The organism is Heyndrickxia oleronia (genome assembly GCF_017809215.1).
Classification (GTDB): domain Bacteria; phylum Bacillota; class Bacilli; order Bacillales; family Bacillaceae_C; genus Heyndrickxia; species Heyndrickxia oleronia.
Genome location: NZ_CP065424.1, coordinates 4,579,959 through 4,600,152, shown reverse-complemented (window position 1 = coordinate 4,600,152; position 20,194 = coordinate 4,579,959). Strand labels below are relative to the sequence as shown.

Genomic DNA, 20,194 nt, shown 5'->3' with positions numbered 1-20,194 from the left:
TGTAACAATGAAGTTATGTAAGTTAGTTTAACCTTGATAACTAATGGTATTATACTCTACCTTGTTCCTTGAATATACTAATTTGTTTTTCAATTTTGACAGAAATTTTCTCACTTCAAAAAACATGTAAAGAGAAGCGGAAAAATTACCTTTCTAATAACAAAAAAGTATGAATATGTTAAGAGGATTGATGCCTTTACAAAAATTACAAGTATAATAGATTTAATGATTCACAAGTTGGAATGTAATAAGAGCAATTTCTGATTAATAAAGGAATGGTGACTAGTATGAGTAAAACTAGAGAAAAAAGTCAATTTGAAAGTCGATTTAAGGAACAGGTGATGGAAGTAATAGCTGTTACAGGAGCTTCGGGAATTAGTGCGGGAAGAGCCGGAGGAAATCAAATGTGGAATGCCTCAATCCCGTTAATTGCCTGGAAAGCCTTGGGGAGCAATGAACCTTCTATAAAAGAAGAGCTGCGACTTGAATGGTTGGTAGATGATGAGGAATGGGAAAAAACAAGAGACCTATTGGGTATGAATTCAATCGCAAGACTTCAGGTACGTAAGGCTGAAAAGTCGATGATGCTTGTTAGCGTAATCGAAAAGGATTATCGCGATGATGAATTAGAAATCATCTTACAGGAATCGCTAAAGCCCGTTTTTTATAATGATGATGTATTAGGTATTTTTGAGCTTAATAAGGGTATAAAGGTTTTTGAAAAGGATATTTCCTGGGCTGGTGAAGAGGGATATTTATATTTTGATTGGAATGAAGATAGGACGGTTATGCATTCTGCATTGAAAACTGCCTATGAGCTTTTTAAGGAGCAGGATAAATGGAATAGGAAAATTAGAGGTTATGCTGCTGAAGAACTGGTTGAATTGGCAAATGAATGGCTCGAGGATAATGAAGAGGCAGAAATGAATAAGATTACAAAGGAAATATTTGTTGGGCTTATGAAATTAAGTAGTATTAGTGTTTATCCAGATGGTGATTTTGACCTATTTTTTGATGATGGAGATATGTTTTGGGGGCATTCAATTATAGTAACTGGAAATATTAATGGGGAATTTAGTTCTGCTGAAATTGCTGGGTAAATAGAGATTCTACTGTAGTTTAACTGATGTTTGAAATGGAAAAAACGGAGATTTTTTGAGAGGTTATCCACATGTTAAAACAATGGGTCTCAAAGCCTTGAAGCATATATGAAACAGGTGTAATATAGTCTTGGGATATGAAAACGGAATCATTGTTTTAAATTGCTGTAGATGTTTTGGACAAACTGATAAATTGGAAGCAGGTCAGGAGTCCTGTATCCCGCTAGAAAGTGATTGAACGATTCCTTTTAATAGGATGATTAATGAGTATACTATTTTTTTAGTTTTTTCTATTTAATAGAGGAGAGAGATTAATATGTCAACGATAAAAGAGCATATTCGAATTGAGAAGGATTTTTTAGGATCAAAGGAAGTACCTGTTGATGCTTACTATGGGGTTCAAACTTTACGTGCAGTTGAAAATTTCCCAATCACTGGGTATAGAATACATGAAGAATTAATTAAAGCTATGGCAATCGTGAAAAAGGCAGCGGCACAAGCAAATATGGACGTGAAACGTTTATATTCAGGAATTGGAGATGCGATTGTACAAGCGGCGGAAGAATTGATGGAAGGGAAATGGCATGATCAAATTATCGTAGATCCTATTCAAGGTGGAGCAGGGACATCGATAAACATGAATGTTAATGAAGTCATTGCCAATCGTGCCATCGAAATTCTTGGGAAAGAAAAAGGGGATTACTTCCATTGCAGTCCGAATACTCATGTGAATATGTCTCAATCAACCAATGATGCATTTCCGACAGCTATTCATATAGCCGTATTAAATCTACTCGAAAAATTACTGAAAACAATGGAAGATATGCATAGCGTATTCCAACAAAAAGCAAAAGAATTTAATCATGTAATCAAAATGGGGCGTACCCATCTTCAAGATGCTGTACCGATTCGTCTTGGTCAGGAGTTTGAGGCATATGGACGCGTCATTGATCGTGATATTAAGCGGATTAAACAATCCCGCCAACATTTATATGAATTAAATATGGGAGCGACAGCAGTCGGAACCGGATTAAATGCAGATCCACGTTATATCGAATTAGTAGTCAAACATCTCTCAGATATTAGTGGTTTACCACTAGTGGGTGCAGAGCATCTTGTTGATGCAACACAGAATACGGATGCTTACACAGAAGTATCTGCAGCATTAAAAGTATGTATGATGAATATGTCAAAAATCGCAAATGATTTACGTTTAATGGCATCTGGCCCTAGAGCTGGATTAGGAGAAATTACGCTACCAGCACGTCAGCCAGGTTCATCAATTATGCCTGGTAAAGTAAACCCAGTTATGGCGGAGTTAATCAATCAAGTAGCATTCCAAGTAATTGGTAATGACCATACAATTTGTCTTGCATCAGAAGCAGGTCAGCTTGAATTAAATGTCATGGAGCCAGTACTTGTATTTAATCTGCTTCAATCAATAAGTATTATGAATAATGCCTTCCGCGTCTTCACAGATAATTGCTTAAAAGATATTAAAGCAAATGAAGATCGGTTAAAAGAATATGTAGAAAAGAGTGTGGGTGTGATTACAGCGGTTAACCCTCATATTGGTTACGAGGTGGCTGCTCGAATTGCCAGAGAGGCAATTTTAAGTGGGGCTCCAATCAGAGAACTTTGTCTGAAATATGATGTTTTAACCGAGGAAGAGCTTGACTTAATTCTAGATCCGTATGAAATGACACATCCTGGAATTGCCGGTGCAGCATTGCTAGATAGAGAGTAGATAGTGGATGCTAATAAATGATGAGTTATAGGATCTGAGATTTAAAATATCGATAGTAATTGCTAAAAGAATGACCTATGTATTGAAACGGGGTCATTCTTTTCTATTAAAATTTAAATGGATGTTAAAGGAGCAGTTTGAACATCAAGTGAAATGAACGGTTATCGTAACAGAATGCTTGAAAAAGGTAATCGTTTCGGTCAGCTTTTTTTATTGAGTAATTAGGAAAAAATAACATAAAAAATAAATCTTTACTTTTAGCGATGAGTTTTATATAATACTTACTAAGAAATAGCTAATAACTTTTAGTAACTTAATTTTACAATGAATCTACTAATATATTTTTTGTATTATATCTTGAATTCAAGATTTTTATATTCCGAAATAAAAAAGAGGGTTGATTAAATGACTCAATTTATCGATTTGGTGAATAAAAGAAGATCTGCAGGTAACTTTCTTGATAATATTCCTATCACTAAAGAGGAACTTAATGAAATTTTTGAACTTGTAAAACTGGCACCATCTGCGTTTAATCTACAACATACTAAGTATTTTGTTGTCATTGATTCTGAGATAAAAGAAAAAATGAGAAAAGCAGCTAATGGACAATATAAAGTTAAAAGTTCATCTGCGGTTATTTTAGTATTAGGTGATAGGAATTCGTTTTATGAAGCTCCGAAAATCTATGAAGGTTTGAAAATGTAAGGGATTATCAATAAGCAAGAATATGATCATTTGGTTTCAGACACCATATCCTTTTATGAATTAAGGGGACAAGAATTTCAAAAAGAGGATGCGATAAGAAATGCATCTTTGTCAGCTATGCTCTTTATGTTAGCTGCTAAGGAAAAAGGTTGGGATACTTGCCCGATGATTGGATTTGATCCAAAAGCAGTAAAAGAATTGTTAAATATTGATGATGAACACGAAGTAGTCATGATGATCACAATAGGAAAAGAGAAAGTAGAAAGCAGAAAACCAAGGGGCTATCGAAAACCTGTTAGTGAATTTGTATCTTATTTTTAAAGAAATATTATTCGAAATTGCTACAGTTCCTCCAGGTTTCACTCATGATGAATCATACGGAACAATGGGTGAGAAATTAATGTTGCCACCTCAATATGAAATGTACCGAAGTCGTCTAAATGATGTATTGATTACGTTACAAGTAAGAAAAATAGATTAGTTCTACGAAAGGAATGATTTTCTAATGTTGTCAATTGACCCATCCTTAAATACTGAAAGAGAAAATTACAAACTTTTAATTGGAAGCATCATTCCAAGACCAATCGCGTTTGTAACGTCGCTTTCAGACAATGGGACCTTAAATGGTGCACCTTTTAGCTATTTCAATATTGTCTCATCGAACCCACCGATGATTTCTCTTTCTATACAGCGTTCTGGAGGAAACCAAAAGGATACAGCCCGTAATATTATCCATTCCAAAGAGTTTGTTGTTCATATTGTGGATGAACAAAATGTTGAAAAGGTAAATCTCACGGCTGCTAGTCTTCCACCAAATCAAAGTGAAATTAAATTAGCTGAGTTAACACTAGTTAATAGTGAAAAGCTAAAGGTGCCAGGGGTGAATGAATCTAAGGTTCGGATGGAGTGTACTTTGGAACACTCCTTAGAGATAGGAGAGAACGGCTCAATAGGCTGTGACCTTATTATTGGGAAAATAGTTCATTTTCATATAGATGAGGAAATTTATGAAGATGGAAGAATCAATCAAGCAGGTTTAGCAGCGGTGAGTAGATTGGCTGGTACAAACTATTCTAAAATCGGAAAGGTTTTTTCTATTGAAAGACCAAAGTAAAGGGAGGTGTACAGATGTTAAAAACGGATGGGATCCATCATATCTCAGCAATGGTGAATGATGCTCAAAGAACTATTGATTTTTATACGGGTGTACTAGGATTAAGGCTGATAAAAAAAACAGTCAATTTTGATCGTCCAGAAGTTTATCATCTTTACTTTGGAAATGTAACAGGAGATCCTGGTACAGTTATTACCTTCTTTCCATGGGCCAAACAATTGAAAGGACGTATAGGAACAGGACAGGTCGGTGTTACAGCATATATGATCCCAAAAGGTTCTATCTCCTTCTGGGAAAGTCGCTTGCAAAAATATCAAGTATCTTATCAATCTTCTTCTCGATTTGGTGAAACCTATTTGGAATTAAATGATCCTGATGGACTACAAATAGAGTTAGTGGAGCGAGCAGAGGGAGAAAGAAACAGATGGAAATTATCAGACATCCCTGCTGAATATGCAATTAAAGGATTTGCGGGAGCGACTCTATTATCAAAATTCCCTCATAAGACCGCAGAAGTTCTAGAAAATGTATTAGGATTTACCTGCCTTGGTCAAGAAGGTGAATTTCTGAGGTTTAAGGCTGACGGAAAGTTTGGAAATATCATTGACACTAAGTTATCAGCATCTGTAAGAGGGCTGATGGGTGCGGGAACTGTCCACCATATCGCCTGGAGAGCTAAGGATGAGGAACAACATCAGAAGTGGAGAGAATTGCTTGAACAAGAAGGATATTTTCCAACTGAGATTTTAGACCGTAACTATTTTAAAGCATTATATTTTCATGAAGGCGGAGGGATTCTTTTTGAAATCGCAACGGATCTACCTGGATTTACTGTTGATGAACCACTGTCCGAACTAGGGAATAAACTTATGTTGCCTACATGGCTTGAGGATAAACGAGAAGAAATGGTAGAACTACTTCCGCATATAGAGGTTAAGAGTTTGAAAGGAGAATAAAAGATGAAGCATTTCTTTCAAAAAGGGAAGGATCCCTCAAGACCCACGTTACTATTGCTCCATGGTACAGGTGGTAATGAATCAGATTTATTACCAGTTGCAGGGAGAGTTGACGATCAAGCATCCGTATTAAGTGTAAGGGGAAATGTACTGGAAAATGGAATGCCTCGATTCTTTCGTAGATTAGCTGAAGGGGTTTTTGATGAAGAGGATCTAATTTTTCGAACAAAGGAGTTAAAAGACTTCCTCGATGATTCAGCTGAAAAATATCAGTTTAAGAGAAATAATGTAATTGCAATTGGTTACTCCAATGGTGCTAATATAGCTGCAAGTTTATTATTTCATTATCAGAATGCTTTAAAAGGAGCAATTCTTCATCATCCTATGGTTCCAAGAAAAGGAATTGATCTACCTAATTTATCAGGGAAATCAGTATTTATTGCTGCAGGAACAAACGATCCAATTTGTTCTCCATTAGAATCTGCAGAATTACAATCATTATTGCAGAATGCTAATGCTGATGTGGAACTTCATTGGGAAAATAGAGGTCATCAGTTAACAATTGATGAAGTTGAAGCAGCTGCTCAATGGTATAAACAAAAATTTAATTAGTAACATTTCGTATCCTAGGTGGGATTGTGTTCTTCCTAATTTTTACCAGTTCGAGCCTTATTTATTGTCATTAATAATGTTTGGCGCAATTGTGAAAGTGTTATGGATCCAATTTTAATAGGTTTAGGGGAACTTTCTTTAGCTATATTACTAGGATAAGATAGGTCTGCTAAGTAAAGAAATCCTTTAAAGTTAGACATGTTATTTCATAGATCCTTGGGCATGAGTATGGTACTAAACCGGACTCATGTCTTTTAATTTTCACTCATTATATTGTGATTATAAGTATTAATTACTTCTTGAATTTGTATTTAAAATACTGCATACTAAATAGTTCTAAAATCATTAGTTTAGTCGACCATTTTTTTAAAATATTTTTTCATAAGCCGATTTATAATTTTACTCCCCAATCTGTATCTATTAAATCTAAGTAGGTCAATTGTTATAATAATCTACATATGATTGCAAGATATCATCCGTAAAACTTATCATTGACAAACCTAATAAACTTGTATTAATATACCTTTAAACTTCAATACATAAAAGCATAAAAGCATAAAAGCGTTGAACTAATAAAGTAACTGATTGTTTAGGAGTATAAGAGACTTAGTGGGTGGTGTGAACTAAGCCAGGCATTTAGTGAATTACAATTAGGGAGCTGACATTTTGTCCGGCATTGTCGTTAATCGAATGAGTGAACAGTTAATTATTGTTAATCAGGGTGGTATCGCGGAGCTTCCGTCCCTTTATAGGGGTGGAAGCTTTTTTTATTTAGGAATTTTGCCGAATTTTAAGAAATCTTACTATTGCACTTGCAGCATATTTAGTAATAGAAAAAGTGCATTGATAGATAGGCATATTAAAAAAGGAGACATTTATGATGAGGAAAAACATTTCAATTAGTTTAGCTTTTTTACCTATTTTAACTTTAATTGCTTCAGGAGCTGCATCTATTTTTATTTGGAAAGCAGGGATGTTCATCCCATTAATAATTGGGATCATTACAACAGTTCTTGTTGGCTTGATAAGTGGATATAAATGGGATGATCTCCAGCAAATGATGGTAAATGGTGTTTCAAAAGCTTTGCCTGCCATTTTTATTTTATTGGTGATTGGGTTGATTGTAGGGACGTGGATTTCTAGTGGGGTGATTCCGACAATGATTTATTATGGCTTATCATTTATTCATCCATCGATCTTCGTTCCAGCAGTTGCCCTTGTTACAGGAATCGTTGCAGTTACTCTGGGAAGTTCATTTACTTCTATTGCTACAATTGGTTTAGCATTTATGGTGATCGGTGAGGGGATGGGGTTTCCCCCAGGCATCATTGCTGGTGCAGTTATGTCCGGTGCATTTTTTGGCGATAAATTATCACCTTTATCAGACACGACCAATATTGCACCTGCGATGGCAGAAACAGATTTATTTAGTCATGTTCGTCATATGCTGTGGGATACGATTCCTGCATTTATCATTTCATTGATTTTATACGGTATATTTAGTGGTGGTTCTCATCAGCATACGATTGATACAGACAAAATTGATATGATTTTAACAGGGATTCAGAAGTCATTTTTTATTCATCCATTACTGCTTTTATTACCTGTTCTTACTATTATTCTTATGATGAAACGTTTACCTGCTTTACCTACATTAATGATTGTTGGATTGTTTGGTGGTGTCCTCGCCTATTTCATACAGGGCCAGTCTCTCACTTCTATTGTAAATACAATGACGAATGGCTTCCATGCTGAATCTGGTATAAAGGAAGTAGATGCCTTGTTAAATAGTGGTGGAATCGCTTCGATGTTGAATACAATTGGATTGTTAACGATTGCTACCGCTTTAGGTGGTCTTTTAGAAGGAACGAGTGTTTTTCAAACACTCATACGACCGATCGTTAAAAAAATCAAGTCTGCTAGTTCATTGATTGTTACAACCATTGTATCAACATTTGTCGTGGCATTTGCAAGCGGTGCACAATTTTTAGCGATTATCCTGCCGGCAAGAACGTTTGTTGAAACATATAAAGATTTAAAAATTGATACTAAAAATTTATCTAGATGTGTGGAAGCTGCAGGAACAGTAGGGATTACTTTGGTTCCTTGGGGAGTGCCTGCTGTTTTCGCAGCGAATATGTTAGGGGTAGGCGTTGAGCAATTTATACCTTATCTTTTCTTTGCATTCCTTGTGCCAGTTATTAATATCATTTATGGGATTACGGGATGGACCATTACGAAAAAAGATTATCAAGAAAAGTCGCTGCAAGAAACCGAATCATTAGGAGGAAATTAACATGTGCGATGTGATCGTGAATATTATTGGTACTGCACAAGATGCGGGTATTCCCCATCCAAATTGTTTTTGCAAAAACTGTATGAGAGCAATAGAAGATAGAAAATATCGGAGATTTGCTGCCTCTTTAGCGATTATTCTACCTCATTCAAAGGAGTGGCATTTGATAGATGCTACCCCTGACATAAGAGAGCAAATGACAGCTATTCAATTGAAATATCGGCTACAAAAACAATTGATGAACAGTATTTGGCTCACGCATGCACATATTGGCCATTATCCCGGATTAATGTTCTTAGGGAGGGAGGCTATTGGAGCAAACGGAGTAGCGGTTTATTGTGGTGGGAAAATGAAGCAGCTAGTAGAAACACATGCCCCATGGAGGCAGTTAGTGGATCTAAACAATATTAACCCGATAGAAATTATCCAAGATGAATCGATGGAACTTTCTTCTGGTATAGAAATAATTCCTGTTGAGGTTCCACACCGTAATGAGTTTTCAGAGACGTTTGGTTATTGGATTAAAGGACCAACTCGTAAACTCTTATATATCCCGGATATCGATAGATGGGAGGAATGGGACCGTGATATTTATGATATGGCGAAGGAAGCAGATATTTGCCTATTGGACGGCACGTTCTATTCAATTGAAGAAATTGAGCAAATGGGAAGAAGCTATAACGAAATACCTCACCCAATCATGACAGAAACCATGGACCGTCTCCAAAACCTAGTAGAAGAAACAGACATATATTTCACCCATTTTAATCACTCTAACCCGGCAATCGATTCAAAAAATGCCGAATTTAAAGAAGTAAAAAACAGAGGATTCCATATAGCGGTGGATGGAATGGAAATTCGATTATAGGTGTATAGTTGGGGTCAGACCCCCAGTGCGTTAAAGCTTTAAAGTAGTGGGGGTCTGACCCCACTTATTTAATTTTTATAACAATTTTCCCTTTTGCATGATGGGATTCGCTGAGTGCATGTGCCTCTCGTACTCCTTGTTCACTAAATTCAAAAATTGAACCTACCACGGGTTTTAATTTCCCTTTTTCCATTAAATCCGCCAGCTTTTTTAGTTGTTCACCATTTGGAATTAACCAATGGTATTTTGCGTTAACATTCAATTTTTCTGCCTTTATTTCATCTGGAGGCTGAACGATTGAAACTAGAGTTCCCCCTTTTTTTAACACTTGAAAACTTTTATCCTGGATGTCTCCTCCCATCGTATCTACAACGAGATCGTACTCCTTAAATTCCTGTTCAAAATCCTGTTGGTCATACTTAATTACAATATCTGCACCGATGGATTTTAGAAACTCTTCATTTTTTTTGCTCCCAGTAGTTGCAACAAAGTAGCCAAGACTTTTTGCTATTTGAATGCCTAAACTTCCAACGCCACCAGAACCCGCATGAATAAGCACTTTATCACCTTTATTTAAATGTGTAAAATTAACTAGACATTGGTAGGCGGTCAAACCTGCAAGTGGGACTGCTGCAGCTTCTTCAAAAGTGATATTGTCAGGGATTTTTGCAAGAAGTTTTTCCTCAGTAACGATATATTCTGCATAGGTACCTTGAGCAGTAGTTTCAGGTCTAACAAATACTCGGTCACCGATGCTGACTGTAGAAACATTTGCACCAATTTCAGAAACGATTCCTGCTGCATCCCAACCTAAAATGATAGGAAAGTCGAATGGTAGCATTTCCTTTAGATAGCCTTCTCGAAGTTTCCAATCAATAGGATTCACGGAAGTCGCGTGCAACTCAATTAATACTTCTCCTTCCATAAGAGTAGGTTTTGGCATTTCTCTTTCCTTTAATTCTTCTTTACCGCCATATTGATCAATAACAATTGCCTTCATTTAATAGTCAACACCTTTTCTTAGTTTCCCTTTTAACTTAATGATTAGTGTGTATTGAAAAAATTCTTTTATACGAATGAGTCTAGAGCTTTCAACGATTACACATTATTTTGCGTAAAAAGTATACAATAAGTAAAGGATGCACCCTTCTGTTAGAAGGGTTTATACTAGTAAAAAGATGTTAGATTTTATAAGAATATCGTTATTTTTTATAGAAAAAAGGTGACATAATGGAAAATAGTAAAGAGATGGGATGGAATTTGGAAAATAGCTATTCACGCCTTCCGAATTCCCTTTTTACTACTCTAAACCCCACTCCTGTTCGTTCGCCAAAGTTAGTTATATTAAATCATCATATGGCAAACTCATTAGGGTTTAGTGTAGAAGAGCTAAAAAGTGAAGAGGGTGTAGCAATTCTTGCTGGAAATCAACTACCCGAGGGTGCATTACCGCTTGCACAGGCTTATGCAGGACATCAATTTGGCCATTTCAATAGATTGGGTGACGGTCGAGCAGTCCTTCTTGGTGAGCAACGATCTCCTCGTGGAAAACTGCTTGATATTCAACTCAAGGGTTCTGGACCAACCCCTTATTCTCGCGGTGGTGACGGTCGAGCAGCACTTGGTCCGATGTTACGTGAATATATCATCAGTGAGGCGATGCAAGCTTTGGGCATTCCTACGACACGTAGTTTGGCTGTAGTGACAACTGGAGAAGCAACTATACGTGAGAAAGTTTTGCCTGGTGCGATATTGAGCAGAGTAGCGTCCAGTCATTTAAGGGTAGGAACCTTTCAATATGTTGCTCAGTGGGGAACAGTGGAAGAATTGAAGGAATTGGCGGATTATGCTATCGAGCGTCACTATCCGGAATTAAGTACAGATGGTAATCAATATTTGTTTTTTCTTCAAGAGGTAATCAAACGTCAAGCTAAACTAATTGCCAAGTGGCAGCTCGTTGGGTTTATCCATGGAGTCATGAATACGGACAATATGACGATTAGTGGAGAGACGATTGATTATGGCCCTTGTGCTTTTATGGATACGTATGATCCTGCTACTGTGTTTAGTTCGATTGATACGCAAGGTCGCTATGCTTATGGTAATCAGCCGTATATAGGTGGGTGGAATTTAGCACGATTTGCCGAAAGTCTCTTGCCATTATTAGATAAAAATTTAGAACATGCACTAAAGCTAGCACAGGATGCAATTTCAAATTACTCTAAGCAATATCATGACTATTGGCTTGAAGGAATGAGAGCAAAGCTAGGATTGTTTAACATAGAAAAAGATGATGAATCACTAATTGAGGATTTACTTAACTTGATGCAAAAGTATCAAGCAGATTATACAAATACCTTCCGTGCCTTAACGATCGAAATAGAAGATGAATCGAAGTTGTTTAAGGCACCAGAATTTATAAAATGGAAAGATGTTTGGGAATCAAGAAGAGACAGACAAAGGGAATCAAAAGATTCTTCGCAGGAATTAATGCAAAGAAGCAATCCAGCCATTATTCCACGAAATCATCGAGTTGAAGAAGCACTAGAAGCAGCAGTGGAGAGAGAAGATAACAGTGTAATGGAGAAGTTGCTCAATGTTCTCTCAATCCCCTATGCCTATACAACAGAACAGGATGAATATGCATCACTTCCTGGACCTGCTTGCCAACCTTACCAAACATTTTGTGGTACATGAAATAGTGGGGGTCAGGCCCCCACTACTGTAAAGCTTTAAAGTGATGGGGGTCAGACCCCCAAAAAAAATCGTGTGATACGCACGATTTTTTTATTATTTTTGATGTAACTTTTGACTATTTTATTCGTTGTTTAAGTGAGTGGTAAAGGGGGAGGGTTTTGGATAGGCAGAGTTATAATGAGCTGGATCAGATTTATCGGAGATATGCGGAGGGATTGTATTATTATCTTCTTCATTTGTCTAGTTCTCCTTCTTTATCAGAAGAGCTGGTACAGGAAACATTTTATCGAGCAACGATTTCTTTATCACGATTTAAACATCAAGAGGTTAAACCGTGGCTCTATAAAATAGCAAGGAATACTTATATTGATGAGTGGAGAAGGAGAAAAAGATGGAAGTGGGTTCCTTTCTTTGAGAGAAAAGAAATGGTTAGCCCATATGGAACCCCTGAAGTAGAAATGGTACATAAAGAAAATATACAAGAACTAGAGGAAATACTGCAATTATTGCCTGAGAACTATCGAACGATTATTTATTTAAGAGAATACGCAGGGTTTTCTTATGAAGATATACAGGAAGCAATGGATCTAAGTGAAGGACAAGTCAAGATCACTCTTTTTCGCGCAAGGAAAAGGATGAAGGAATTAAGTAAGCGGTGGAGGGGGTAAAAAACATAATGCAGGAATGGACAAAGGATAAGGAAAAAAAGGTGTTATGGAAATATAGGTTTTTACTAACTGTCAGGATTATTAGAATTATTTTCATCCTTTTATTTATATATGCCATTTATATGATGATTTTGTCTATTATTTATGATCAAACAAATTGGGGAAGAAAGCACGAATTTCAAATGAAGCTAGCATTAGATTGGACTCAGGCTGGGAATTATGGAGAAGTTAGTGAAGTCACTTCCGGAAAGATTACACCTTTTCTCACTCAAAAAATAGAATTTCCACTCTATCAAACCATTGGAAAAGAAGAGCAACCGGTAGGAACAGTGAAAATGAAGAAAACTCTATTTAATTCCTTTTCCAATTATGAAATAAACTATTTAAATCCGTCCGATTCTAAACGATTCACTTTCTATTTACCAGAAGACCCTCGAACAGGGAAGACAATAAAATTAGCAGATACAGCCGAAGTGTGGGATACATTGGATAAAATTCATGAAGGAACAGTGGCTAATTTAGCCTTTTCGACTACTTCATTTTTAAAACCCAAAGAGCTTCTTAAGCAATTGGAAAACGTTGATGTTGATGTTCTTTGGATGCCTCTATATGCAGGTGAGCTTAAATCAATAAAAAAAGTAGATTATATGGAAAGCGGTAAGGGGAATGTGTCTGTAGAAACATTAGGTTTATCTAGGGCACGGAAAACGGATGATTACCATTCTTCTTCTTTAATGAATATTAGTAAGGAAACAATAAGCGAGAATGAAAAAATTATGCTAGCAAATATGAAAAATTTATTAGACCATGAGAGTGATACCTATATAGATAGAGTTTTAGGCTTGTCTCATTTAGAGAAAAGATATAATTATTTAAAGAAAAATGGCTTTCAGGTATATGGTGCAGTTGTTACTGGTCCTGTAAAGGAATTATTAAAACTAAAAAACTATCCATTTATTCAAGGTGCTGAATTAGGTAAATTTGAATATTGGAATTGGGAAGGGTGACTCTAAGAAAACAGTATCAGCATAATCAGAGCAAACATGCAAAGGGAGTGGTATTCTGGAAAGGAAGAAGTAATTTTGTTTTGCAAAATAAGTGCCGTGCTCCTTCTAAAAAATGAAACTTTTTATAAAATAAAACAGTATAGTGTAGTAATAAGTTTTTCTGTATCTATTTTACTAAAAAATAAGGGATTGTATTACGAAAGACGAATACTGAAAAATATTGGAGGTATGTAAAAGATGAGTATTATTACAAGATTTAAAGATATTATGTCCAGTAATATTAATGCATTATTAGATAAGGCAGAAAATCCAGAAAAAATGATCGATCAATACTTAAGAAACTTAAATAAAGATTTAGGTAAGGTTAAATCTGAGACAGCATCAGTTATGGCAGAGGAACAGCGGGCGAAAAGAGTATTAAATGAGTGTCAAGAAGAAATGGAAAAAATGGAACGCTATGCAATAAAGGCTTTAGAAGCAGGAAATGAAGGAGATGCTAGGAAGTTTTTAGAGAAGAAGGGAACCCTGGCAACAAAATTATCCGAATTGGAAGCAGCGTATCAATTAGCAGCAACAAACTCAAAGCAAATGAAACAAATGCATGACAAGTTGGTTGGTGATATCGGAGAATTGGAATCCAGAAGAAGTATGCTGAAAGCAAAATGGTCAGTTGCTAAGACACAAGAAAAAATGAATAAGCTTGGGGCTTCTGCTGCGGACTCAAGTAATACCATTTCTGCATTTGGACGAATGGAGGATAAGGTGAATCGTGCGCTAGATGAAGCGAATGCGATGGCAGAATTAAATGCTGATCCAAAAGATGATATCGAGGAGCTAACTGCTAAATATGACGAAACGAGCAGTGTGGATAATGAACTTGCTGCATTGAAGGCTAAAATACAAAATAATGGATAGGTGAATAACTAAAGGGGTTGTCTTATTGTAAGGAGTCAGACTCCTAAACAGACAACCCCTTTGGAACGCTATCTCTTTTCATTTTATCCTTTGCTTGATAAATAAGAGGTGAGTAAAACATGATACTTCATTATAAATGCCCTAGCTGTGGCAGTGATATGAGTTTTGATAGTGAATCAGGAAATTTATCCTGTCAAAGCTGTGGAAGTCAAGAAAATATAGAAAATTACCCCGAAGAGCTGATTACCGCGAGATTTTCGGAGGAAGAGGCAAATGAATACCATTGTGAGAATTGTGGTGCTGTTTTAATTACGGAAGCGGAAACAGCTGCAACGACGTGTAGCTTTTGTGGAGCGGGTGTAGTCATTGCGGATCGATTGTCAGGCCATCTTGCACCTAGGAAGGTGATCCCTTTTACGATCAGCAAGGAGGAGGCAGGAAGTGCCTTTCAAAAATGGTGTAGAAAAGGACTTTTAACCCCAAAAGGTTTTATGACTGCGGATCGAATAAAGAGTGTAACAGGGATGTATGTTCCTTTTTGGCTATTTGACTTGAATAGTAAGGTCCAAGTAAGTGCGGAGTGTACAAAGGTAAGGACATATACACGGGGAGATTATATCTATACAGAAACAAATTATTATGATGTTTATCGTGATATTAACTTGGAGTATGACAAGGTTCCTGTTGATGCATCAGAGAAGATGGATGATAAATTGATGGATAAATTGGAACCATTCCCATATGATCAACTAAAAGATTTTAAAACCCCGTATTTGGCAGGATATATTGCTGAGAAATACAATTATACAGATGAAGAACTACTCCCGCGGGCAGAAGATAAAATTAGTGGCTATATTGAATCCTATATTTCTTCAACACTATCAGGCTATCATTCCGTTCGTTATTTGAATAAGCAAATTCATACGAGAAATATGAATAGCGATTATGTGTTACTGCCTGTTTGGATGGTCAGCTATAATTATAATAATACTATTTATACATTTGCGATGAACGGACAGACAGGAAAAATTGTTGGTAAACCGCCAATCAGTACTGGAAAAGTGGCGACATGGTTTAGTGGTATAGCAGCGGGAACCTTCCTCGCCTTAAAATGTGTTTCCTATTTTATGGGAGGTGGCTTCTGGTGAGTACAATTAGTATGCAAAAGCAGGGCTTCCTTTTCTTATTGATGTCTCTAGTGCTTATCTTGTCCATGGGTATAACAGCTAAAGCGGAGACCTTTGACCGCCATAAGTATATTTATGATGATGCAGGTCTCTTGACAGATCAAGAAGCGTCAAAGCTTCAAGAATTATCTAGTCGGCTAAGTGAGGAAAGAGATACTGCTTTCATAATAATTACGGTAAATGGAACCGATGGAAAGAGTGCAAAACAATATGTGGGAGATTACTACGATGAGAATGGCCCTGGATATGATCAGCCGTTTGGAAATACTGCTATTTTATTTTTAGATATGCAGGGTCGGGATATATATTTAGCAGGCTTTAAAAAAGCAGAGGATTATTTGACTGACGAACGTCTCGATCTCATTCGTGATGAAATTACCCCTGCTCTATCAGAGGGGAACTATTTTGAAGCATTTTCGGACTATATCACTACTTCTCATGAGTATATGGGTGAAGAGCCAAGCAACGGTTCGGAAGAGTATAATGGATATGATTCTGATGCGGACCATCATGAGTATGCGAATGAAGACACGAATGTTGATTCAGAAAATATTCTTTTTCAATGGTGGTTTCAAGTCATAGCTGCTTTAGTTGTAGCTGGCATTGTTGTTGCTATCATGATTTATAGCTCTGGTGGTAGAGTAACAGTAAATGGTCAAACCTATATAAATAATAAACATTCAAAAGTGCTTAGCAGGTCTGATAGATTTGTAAGACAAACTGTAACGAAACAGAAGAAACCTTCAAATAATACAAATAACACAAGTGGTGGAGGCGGAATTTCAAGAGGTGGTCATTCGCATAGCGGAAGTGGAGGTAAGTTTTAAATATATTTGTTTAGCCAACGATTGTTGAAAGGAGCACAAGCTAGATGTCTTTTTTTAGAAACCAATTTGCTAATGTTGTAGAATGGGAAGAATTTAGAGATGATATGATCTTCTATAAATGGAGTAATCGTGAAATTAAAAAGGGAAGTAAATTGATTATTCGCCCAGGTCAGGATGCTATATTTTTAAACAATGGAAAAATCGAAGGGGTGTTCGAGGATGAAGGGGAGTATGATATCGAATCTCAAATCATCCCCTTTCTATCGACTTTAAAAGGCTTTAAGTTCGGCTTTAATAGTGGTATGCGGGTAGAAGTGCTATTTGTAAATACGAAAGAGTTTAATGTTAAATGGGGAACTAGAAATCCGATTAATATTCCTTCTCCTGGATTTCCAGGTGGGATTCCGATTCGAGCAAATGGCACGTTTAACTTTAAAGTAAATGATTATATCGCATTGATTGATAAAATTGCTGGTGTGAAAGATAGTTACTTAGTTGAAGATGTCAGAATACGTATTACGTCTATTCTTGATCAGTTACTCATGAAATGGATTTCGAAGGAAGGAAGGGATATGTTTAATCTGCAGGCCAACTCCTTCGAAATATCCAAGGGGATTCAAGAGGACTTAGATATGCAGCTGATGGAAATTGGTATTTCAATTACAGGATTTAATGTCATGAGTTTCAATTATCCAAAAGAAATTCAAGACATGATTAACAAAAATGCCTCATATGGAATGGTTGGTAATATTGATAAATATCAGCAGATTTCAATGATAGATGGTATGGCATCTGGAAAAATGAAGGGTGGTGGGACTGCAACTGATATGGCAGGGATGATGATGGGAATGAATATCGCTAATCAAATGATGAATCAAATGAATCAAAATACCCCAAATCAGCCTGCAGTATCACAAGATGATCAATCCCATTCGCCACAGCAGACAGCTGAACAAAAAAGGCCTAACTTTTGCCCGAATTGTGGGACAAAAACAGGAAATGCAAATTTCTGTTCAAACTGTGGGCAAAAGCTTATTTAAAAATCATCTGTTAAAGGCAATACTAGTGTATTTTTAGCAATATATGGAAAAAAGGGACTTGTTTCTTAATGAAATAAGTCCCTTTTTCCATATAGCTTCTTTTCTCAAACATTGAGTTTTAATTAATAACTATCAGCTAAAGATCACTACACCTTTCATTTTACTGAGAAAAGAGCTGCAATCTCCATAAGAACCGCTGGAACCCTTTATTGTGTGGGTGTAAAAGCCCGGCAGTTGGGCTTCTACAAAAGCAACAAACGATAAGAAAACAGTCTTCATATGAATGATTAGTAAATATCCATAGATTTCTGTCTACATATCGAAATTCCTACTAACTCCCAACGTACAAAGCAAAAGGGGATAGACGTTTGCATGAATTTTGAAATAGGAATTGACTTTTTGATTCATTACATGTATGGTTAATTACATAAGTAACTAACCAATCAGGTGGTGAGGGAATGAGCATGTTAATCGATGATAGTCGTCCTATCTTTGTTCAAATAGCTGAACGGATTGAGGATGACATCATTAATGGAGGGTTACTTGAGGAATCACAGGTACCATCCACTAATCAATTCGCTTCCTTTTACCAAATCAACCCAGCAACAGCGGCGAAAGGTGTCAATCTCTTAGTAGATCAAGGAATTTTATATAAAAAACGCGGCATCGGAATGTTTGTCGCAGAAGGGGCACGAGCAAAGTTGATGGAAAAAAGAAAGGAACAGTTTTTTGAACAGTATGTAATTAAAATGTTGCAAGAGGCGGATAAGTTAGGGATTTCGGTAGAAGAGCTTACGGATATGATCAAAAAGGGGGATAAGTAAAATGGGGAATGCGGTAGAGGTTAAGAATTTAACTAAATCATATGGAAATATGAATGCTGTGAATAATGTTTCATTTTCATTTGAGCCCAATAAAATATATGGGCTACTTGGGAGGAATGGTGCAGGAAAAACAACAATCATGCACATGATCACTGCCCAACTATTTGCAACGAGCGGAGAAGTAAAGGTTTTTGGAGAGGTTCCTTATGAAAATAATCAAGCACTTAGTAAAATTTGCTTTATCAAGGAAAGTCAAAAATATCCACCAAATTTTACTGTACAGGATGTATTAAACATTTCTTCGGAACTCTTTCCTAATTGGGATCAATCTTATGCTGAATTATTGATTAATGATTTCCAACTGCCACTATCCCGAAGAATAAAAAGGTTATCTCGAGGGATGTTATCGTCGGTAGGAATAATCATAGGTCTTGCAAGTCGTTCACCCCTTACAATTTTTGACGAACCCTATCTCGGTCTAGACGCAGTATCCAGAACATTGTTTTATAATCGTTTAATTGAGGATTATGCAGAACATCCACGTACAATTGTTTTATCCACACATTTAATCGATGAAGTAAGTAAAATACTAGAGCATGTTATTGTCATAGAAAAGGGCGAGCTTATTATTAATGAAGATGCAGATATGCTGCGGGGACGTGCTTTTACGGTTACAGGTTTGGCTAACAAAGTAGACACATTTATTTCAGGGAAAACAGTGATTAATCATACACCATTAGGTGGGTTTCATTCAGCTATTATTATGGGTAGCCTCGGAATGGATGATCGTAAACAAGCTGAATCACTTGGTCTTGAACTTACCCCAGTATCTTTACAACAATTAATTATCTACCTTACAAATGGTAATTCCCAAGGAAGGGCGGTCGGTTACGAATGAGTCAAGTAATGGGTGTTATGAAAATGCATGTTCGTGAAAAGTGGGGATGGATTTACACTCCGTGGATCATATTATTCTTCAGCTTTTTCGTCAACCTAGTTATTAGCTTCCTGCTAGATGGGAACGACCCAATGTACACCGGGGGCTTGATGTCCATTTATATATACATGCTTGTAATGGGAATGGTTACGATATCTCAGATGTTTCAATTTGCGATTGGTTTAAGTATTAGTAGAAAAGACTTTTATCTTGGAACGTTGGGAATTTTTGTTGCAATGAGTGCAGGTATAGCCATTGTTTTGTTAATACTTAATAATATTGAACAGTGGAGTGGAGGATGGGGAGTTAACCTGCATTTTTTTCATCTTCCCTATTTAAATGATGGCTTACAAATTGAACAAATTTCCATCTCCTTTATTGTCATGTTGCATATGTGTTATTTGGGTTTTGTAATATCAAGTGTGTTTCAACGATTTGGACGTAGCGGATTACTCATTTTCCTTGGGGTGCTGTTTGTATTGTCCAGCATTCTTGCCTTTCTTTGTACTTATTATGAATGGTGGATGGATATATTTTATTGGATCGCTAAGCATACTGCATTCGAACTTGCATTATGGATGATACCTTTAGTAATTATTTATATGGTGGTTTCTTATTGGTTGCTTCGAAAAGCTACAGTATAGCCTTAGGGAGTTTAAAGAGCAATCCACAGAAGTTCATACTAACTTCTGTG

At 36.5% G+C, this 20,194-nt stretch carries 18 protein-coding genes, 2 pseudogenes and 1 other annotated feature; of the genes and pseudogenes, 19 read left to right on the top strand and 1 reads right to left on the bottom strand.

Annotation, left to right across the window (positions count from 1 at the left end; genetic code table 11):
- The first annotated feature begins 287 nt into the window (after positions 1-287).
- The 9 genes and pseudogenes from I5818_RS23130 to I5818_RS23095 all read left to right on the top strand — a co-directional run bounded on the left by I5818_RS23130 (position 288) and on the right by I5818_RS23095 (position 9,398).
- Positions 288-1,100, top strand: a complete 813-nt coding sequence (locus I5818_RS23130; protein ID WP_058004543.1) for a DUF2262 domain-containing protein — start codon at positions 288-290, stop codon at positions 1,098-1,100.
- Positions 1,101-1,416: 316 nt separating this feature from the next.
- Positions 1,417-2,847, top strand: a complete 1,431-nt coding sequence (gene aspA, locus I5818_RS23125) for an aspartate ammonia-lyase (protein ID WP_058004544.1) — start codon at positions 1,417-1,419, stop codon at positions 2,845-2,847.
- 405 nt (positions 2,848-3,252) lie between these two features.
- Positions 3,253-3,873: pseudogene (locus I5818_RS23120) on the top strand (nitroreductase family protein).
- 1 nt (position 3,874) lies between these two features.
- A pseudogene (locus I5818_RS26165) lies at positions 3,875-4,033 on the top strand (ring-cleaving dioxygenase); the annotation flags it as partial.
- Between the two features lie 24 nt (positions 4,034-4,057).
- Positions 4,058-4,666, top strand: coding sequence for a flavin reductase family protein (locus I5818_RS23115; protein ID WP_058004545.1), 609 nt, complete (start codon positions 4,058-4,060; stop codon positions 4,664-4,666).
- 14 nt (positions 4,667-4,680) lie between these two features.
- Positions 4,681-5,622 carry a ring-cleaving dioxygenase gene (locus I5818_RS23110; RefSeq protein WP_071977466.1) on the top strand — a complete coding sequence of 314 codons (942 nt, stop codon included), beginning with the start codon at positions 4,681-4,683 and terminating at the stop codon, positions 5,620-5,622.
- A gap of 3 nt (positions 5,623-5,625) precedes the next feature.
- Complete coding sequence (locus I5818_RS23105) at positions 5,626-6,234, top strand: alpha/beta hydrolase (RefSeq protein WP_058004547.1); 609 nt, start codon at positions 5,626-5,628, stop codon at positions 6,232-6,234.
- A 555-nt stretch (positions 6,235-6,789) separates the two neighbouring features.
- Positions 6,790-6,983 (top strand) — a binding site (T-box leader).
- A 128-nt stretch (positions 6,984-7,111) separates the two neighbouring features.
- Positions 7,112-8,530 (top strand): Na+/H+ antiporter NhaC, encoded by a 1,419-nt coding sequence (nhaC, locus tag I5818_RS23100; protein ID WP_313902896.1) that lies wholly within the window; start codon positions 7,112-7,114, stop codon positions 8,528-8,530.
- Position 8,531: 1 nt separating this feature from the next.
- The gene (locus I5818_RS23095; protein WP_058004550.1) at positions 8,532-9,398 is read left to right on the top strand and encodes an MBL fold metallo-hydrolase; all 867 of its coding nucleotides are present in this window, start codon (positions 8,532-8,534) and stop codon (positions 9,396-9,398) included.
- A 64-nt stretch (positions 9,399-9,462) separates the two neighbouring features.
- Here the strand turns inward: I5818_RS23095 and I5818_RS23090 are convergent, their stop codons facing one another.
- Positions 9,463-10,398, bottom strand: a complete 936-nt coding sequence (locus tag I5818_RS23090; RefSeq protein ID WP_078109737.1) for an NADP-dependent oxidoreductase — start codon at positions 10,396-10,398, stop codon at positions 9,463-9,465.
- 230 nt (positions 10,399-10,628) lie between these two features.
- On the opposite strand from I5818_RS23090, the gene I5818_RS23085 reads away from it, so the two are divergent.
- From I5818_RS23085 to I5818_RS23040, 10 genes are all read left to right on the top strand, one after another.
- Positions 10,629-12,095, top strand: a complete 1,467-nt coding sequence (locus tag I5818_RS23085; protein ID WP_078109738.1) for a protein adenylyltransferase SelO — start codon at positions 10,629-10,631, stop codon at positions 12,093-12,095.
- Between the two features lie 158 nt (positions 12,096-12,253).
- Positions 12,254-12,763 carry a sigma-70 family RNA polymerase sigma factor gene (locus I5818_RS23080; RefSeq protein ID WP_078109739.1) on the top strand — a complete coding sequence of 170 codons (510 nt, stop codon included), beginning with the start codon at positions 12,254-12,256 and terminating at the stop codon, positions 12,761-12,763.
- A gap of 8 nt (positions 12,764-12,771) precedes the next feature.
- Entirely contained in the window at positions 12,772-13,770 is a 999-nt protein-coding gene (locus I5818_RS23075; RefSeq protein WP_071977470.1) for an anti-sigma factor C-terminal domain-containing protein, read from the top strand.
- Positions 13,771-14,007: 237 nt separating this feature from the next.
- Complete coding sequence (locus I5818_RS23070) at positions 14,008-14,685, top strand: PspA/IM30 family protein (RefSeq protein ID WP_078109740.1); 678 nt, start codon at positions 14,008-14,010, stop codon at positions 14,683-14,685.
- A gap of 119 nt (positions 14,686-14,804) precedes the next feature.
- Positions 14,805-15,833: a TFIIB-type zinc ribbon-containing protein gene (locus I5818_RS23065; protein ID WP_071977471.1), complete on the top strand. Its 1,029-nt coding sequence runs from the start codon at positions 14,805-14,807 to the stop codon at positions 15,831-15,833.
- Positions 15,830-16,699 (top strand): TPM domain-containing protein, encoded by an 870-nt coding sequence (locus I5818_RS23060; RefSeq protein WP_078109741.1) that lies wholly within the window; start codon positions 15,830-15,832, stop codon positions 16,697-16,699. Before I5818_RS23065 ends, I5818_RS23060 begins: the two co-directional genes overlap by 4 nt.
- Positions 16,700-16,743: 44 nt before the next feature.
- Positions 16,744-17,739 (top strand): SPFH domain-containing protein, encoded by a 996-nt coding sequence (locus I5818_RS23055; RefSeq protein WP_078109742.1) that lies wholly within the window; start codon positions 16,744-16,746, stop codon positions 17,737-17,739.
- Positions 17,740-18,197: 458 nt separating this feature from the next.
- A complete protein-coding gene (locus I5818_RS23050) occupies positions 18,198-18,563 on the top strand; it encodes a GntR family transcriptional regulator (protein WP_058004559.1) in 366 nt (121 codons plus the stop codon).
- 1 nt (position 18,564) lies between these two features.
- Positions 18,565-19,461: an ABC transporter ATP-binding protein gene (locus tag I5818_RS23045; RefSeq protein WP_078109743.1), complete on the top strand. Its 897-nt coding sequence runs from the start codon at positions 18,565-18,567 to the stop codon at positions 19,459-19,461.
- Positions 19,458-20,144, top strand: a complete 687-nt coding sequence (locus I5818_RS23040) for a hypothetical protein (RefSeq protein WP_078109744.1) — start codon at positions 19,458-19,460, stop codon at positions 20,142-20,144. The genes I5818_RS23045 and I5818_RS23040 overlap by 4 nt, the downstream gene beginning before the upstream one ends.
- Positions 20,145-20,194 lie beyond the last annotated feature (50 nt).

What these genes read in the sequence shown, in the direction of transcription:
- I5818_RS23130 (WP_058004543.1), top strand. Translation starts at nt 288, where the DNA reads ATGAGTAAAACTAGAGAAAAAAGTCAATTTGAAAGTCGATTTAAGGAA.
- aspA (WP_058004544.1), top strand. Translation starts at nt 1,417, where the DNA reads ATGTCAACGATAAAAGAGCATATTCGAATTGAGAAGGATTTTTTAGGA.
- I5818_RS23115 (WP_058004545.1), top strand. Translation starts at nt 4,058, where the DNA reads ATGTTGTCAATTGACCCATCCTTAAATACTGAAAGAGAAAATTACAAA.
- I5818_RS23110 (WP_071977466.1), top strand. Translation starts at nt 4,681, where the DNA reads ATGTTAAAAACGGATGGGATCCATCATATCTCAGCAATGGTGAATGAT.
- I5818_RS23105 (WP_058004547.1), top strand. Translation starts at nt 5,626, where the DNA reads ATGAAGCATTTCTTTCAAAAAGGGAAGGATCCCTCAAGACCCACGTTA.
- nhaC (WP_313902896.1), top strand. Translation starts at nt 7,112, where the DNA reads ATGATGAGGAAAAACATTTCAATTAGTTTAGCTTTTTTACCTATTTTA.
- I5818_RS23095 (WP_058004550.1), top strand. Translation starts at nt 8,532, where the DNA reads ATGTGCGATGTGATCGTGAATATTATTGGTACTGCACAAGATGCGGGT.
- I5818_RS23090 (WP_078109737.1), bottom strand. Translation starts at nt 10,398, where the DNA reads ATGAAGGCAATTGTTATTGATCAATATGGCGGTAAAGAAGAATTAAAG.
- I5818_RS23085 (WP_078109738.1), top strand. Translation starts at nt 10,629, where the DNA reads ATGGAAAATAGTAAAGAGATGGGATGGAATTTGGAAAATAGCTATTCA.
- I5818_RS23075 (WP_071977470.1), top strand. Translation starts at nt 12,772, where the DNA reads ATGCAGGAATGGACAAAGGATAAGGAAAAAAAGGTGTTATGGAAATAT.
- I5818_RS23070 (WP_078109740.1), top strand. Translation starts at nt 14,008, where the DNA reads ATGAGTATTATTACAAGATTTAAAGATATTATGTCCAGTAATATTAAT.
- I5818_RS23065 (WP_071977471.1), top strand. Translation starts at nt 14,805, where the DNA reads ATGATACTTCATTATAAATGCCCTAGCTGTGGCAGTGATATGAGTTTT.
- I5818_RS23055 (WP_078109742.1), top strand. Translation starts at nt 16,744, where the DNA reads ATGTCTTTTTTTAGAAACCAATTTGCTAATGTTGTAGAATGGGAAGAA.
- I5818_RS23050 (WP_058004559.1), top strand. Translation starts at nt 18,198, where the DNA reads ATGAGCATGTTAATCGATGATAGTCGTCCTATCTTTGTTCAAATAGCT.
- I5818_RS23045 (WP_078109743.1), top strand. Translation starts at nt 18,565, where the DNA reads ATGGGGAATGCGGTAGAGGTTAAGAATTTAACTAAATCATATGGAAAT.
- I5818_RS23040 (WP_078109744.1), top strand. Translation starts at nt 19,458, where the DNA reads ATGAGTCAAGTAATGGGTGTTATGAAAATGCATGTTCGTGAAAAGTGG.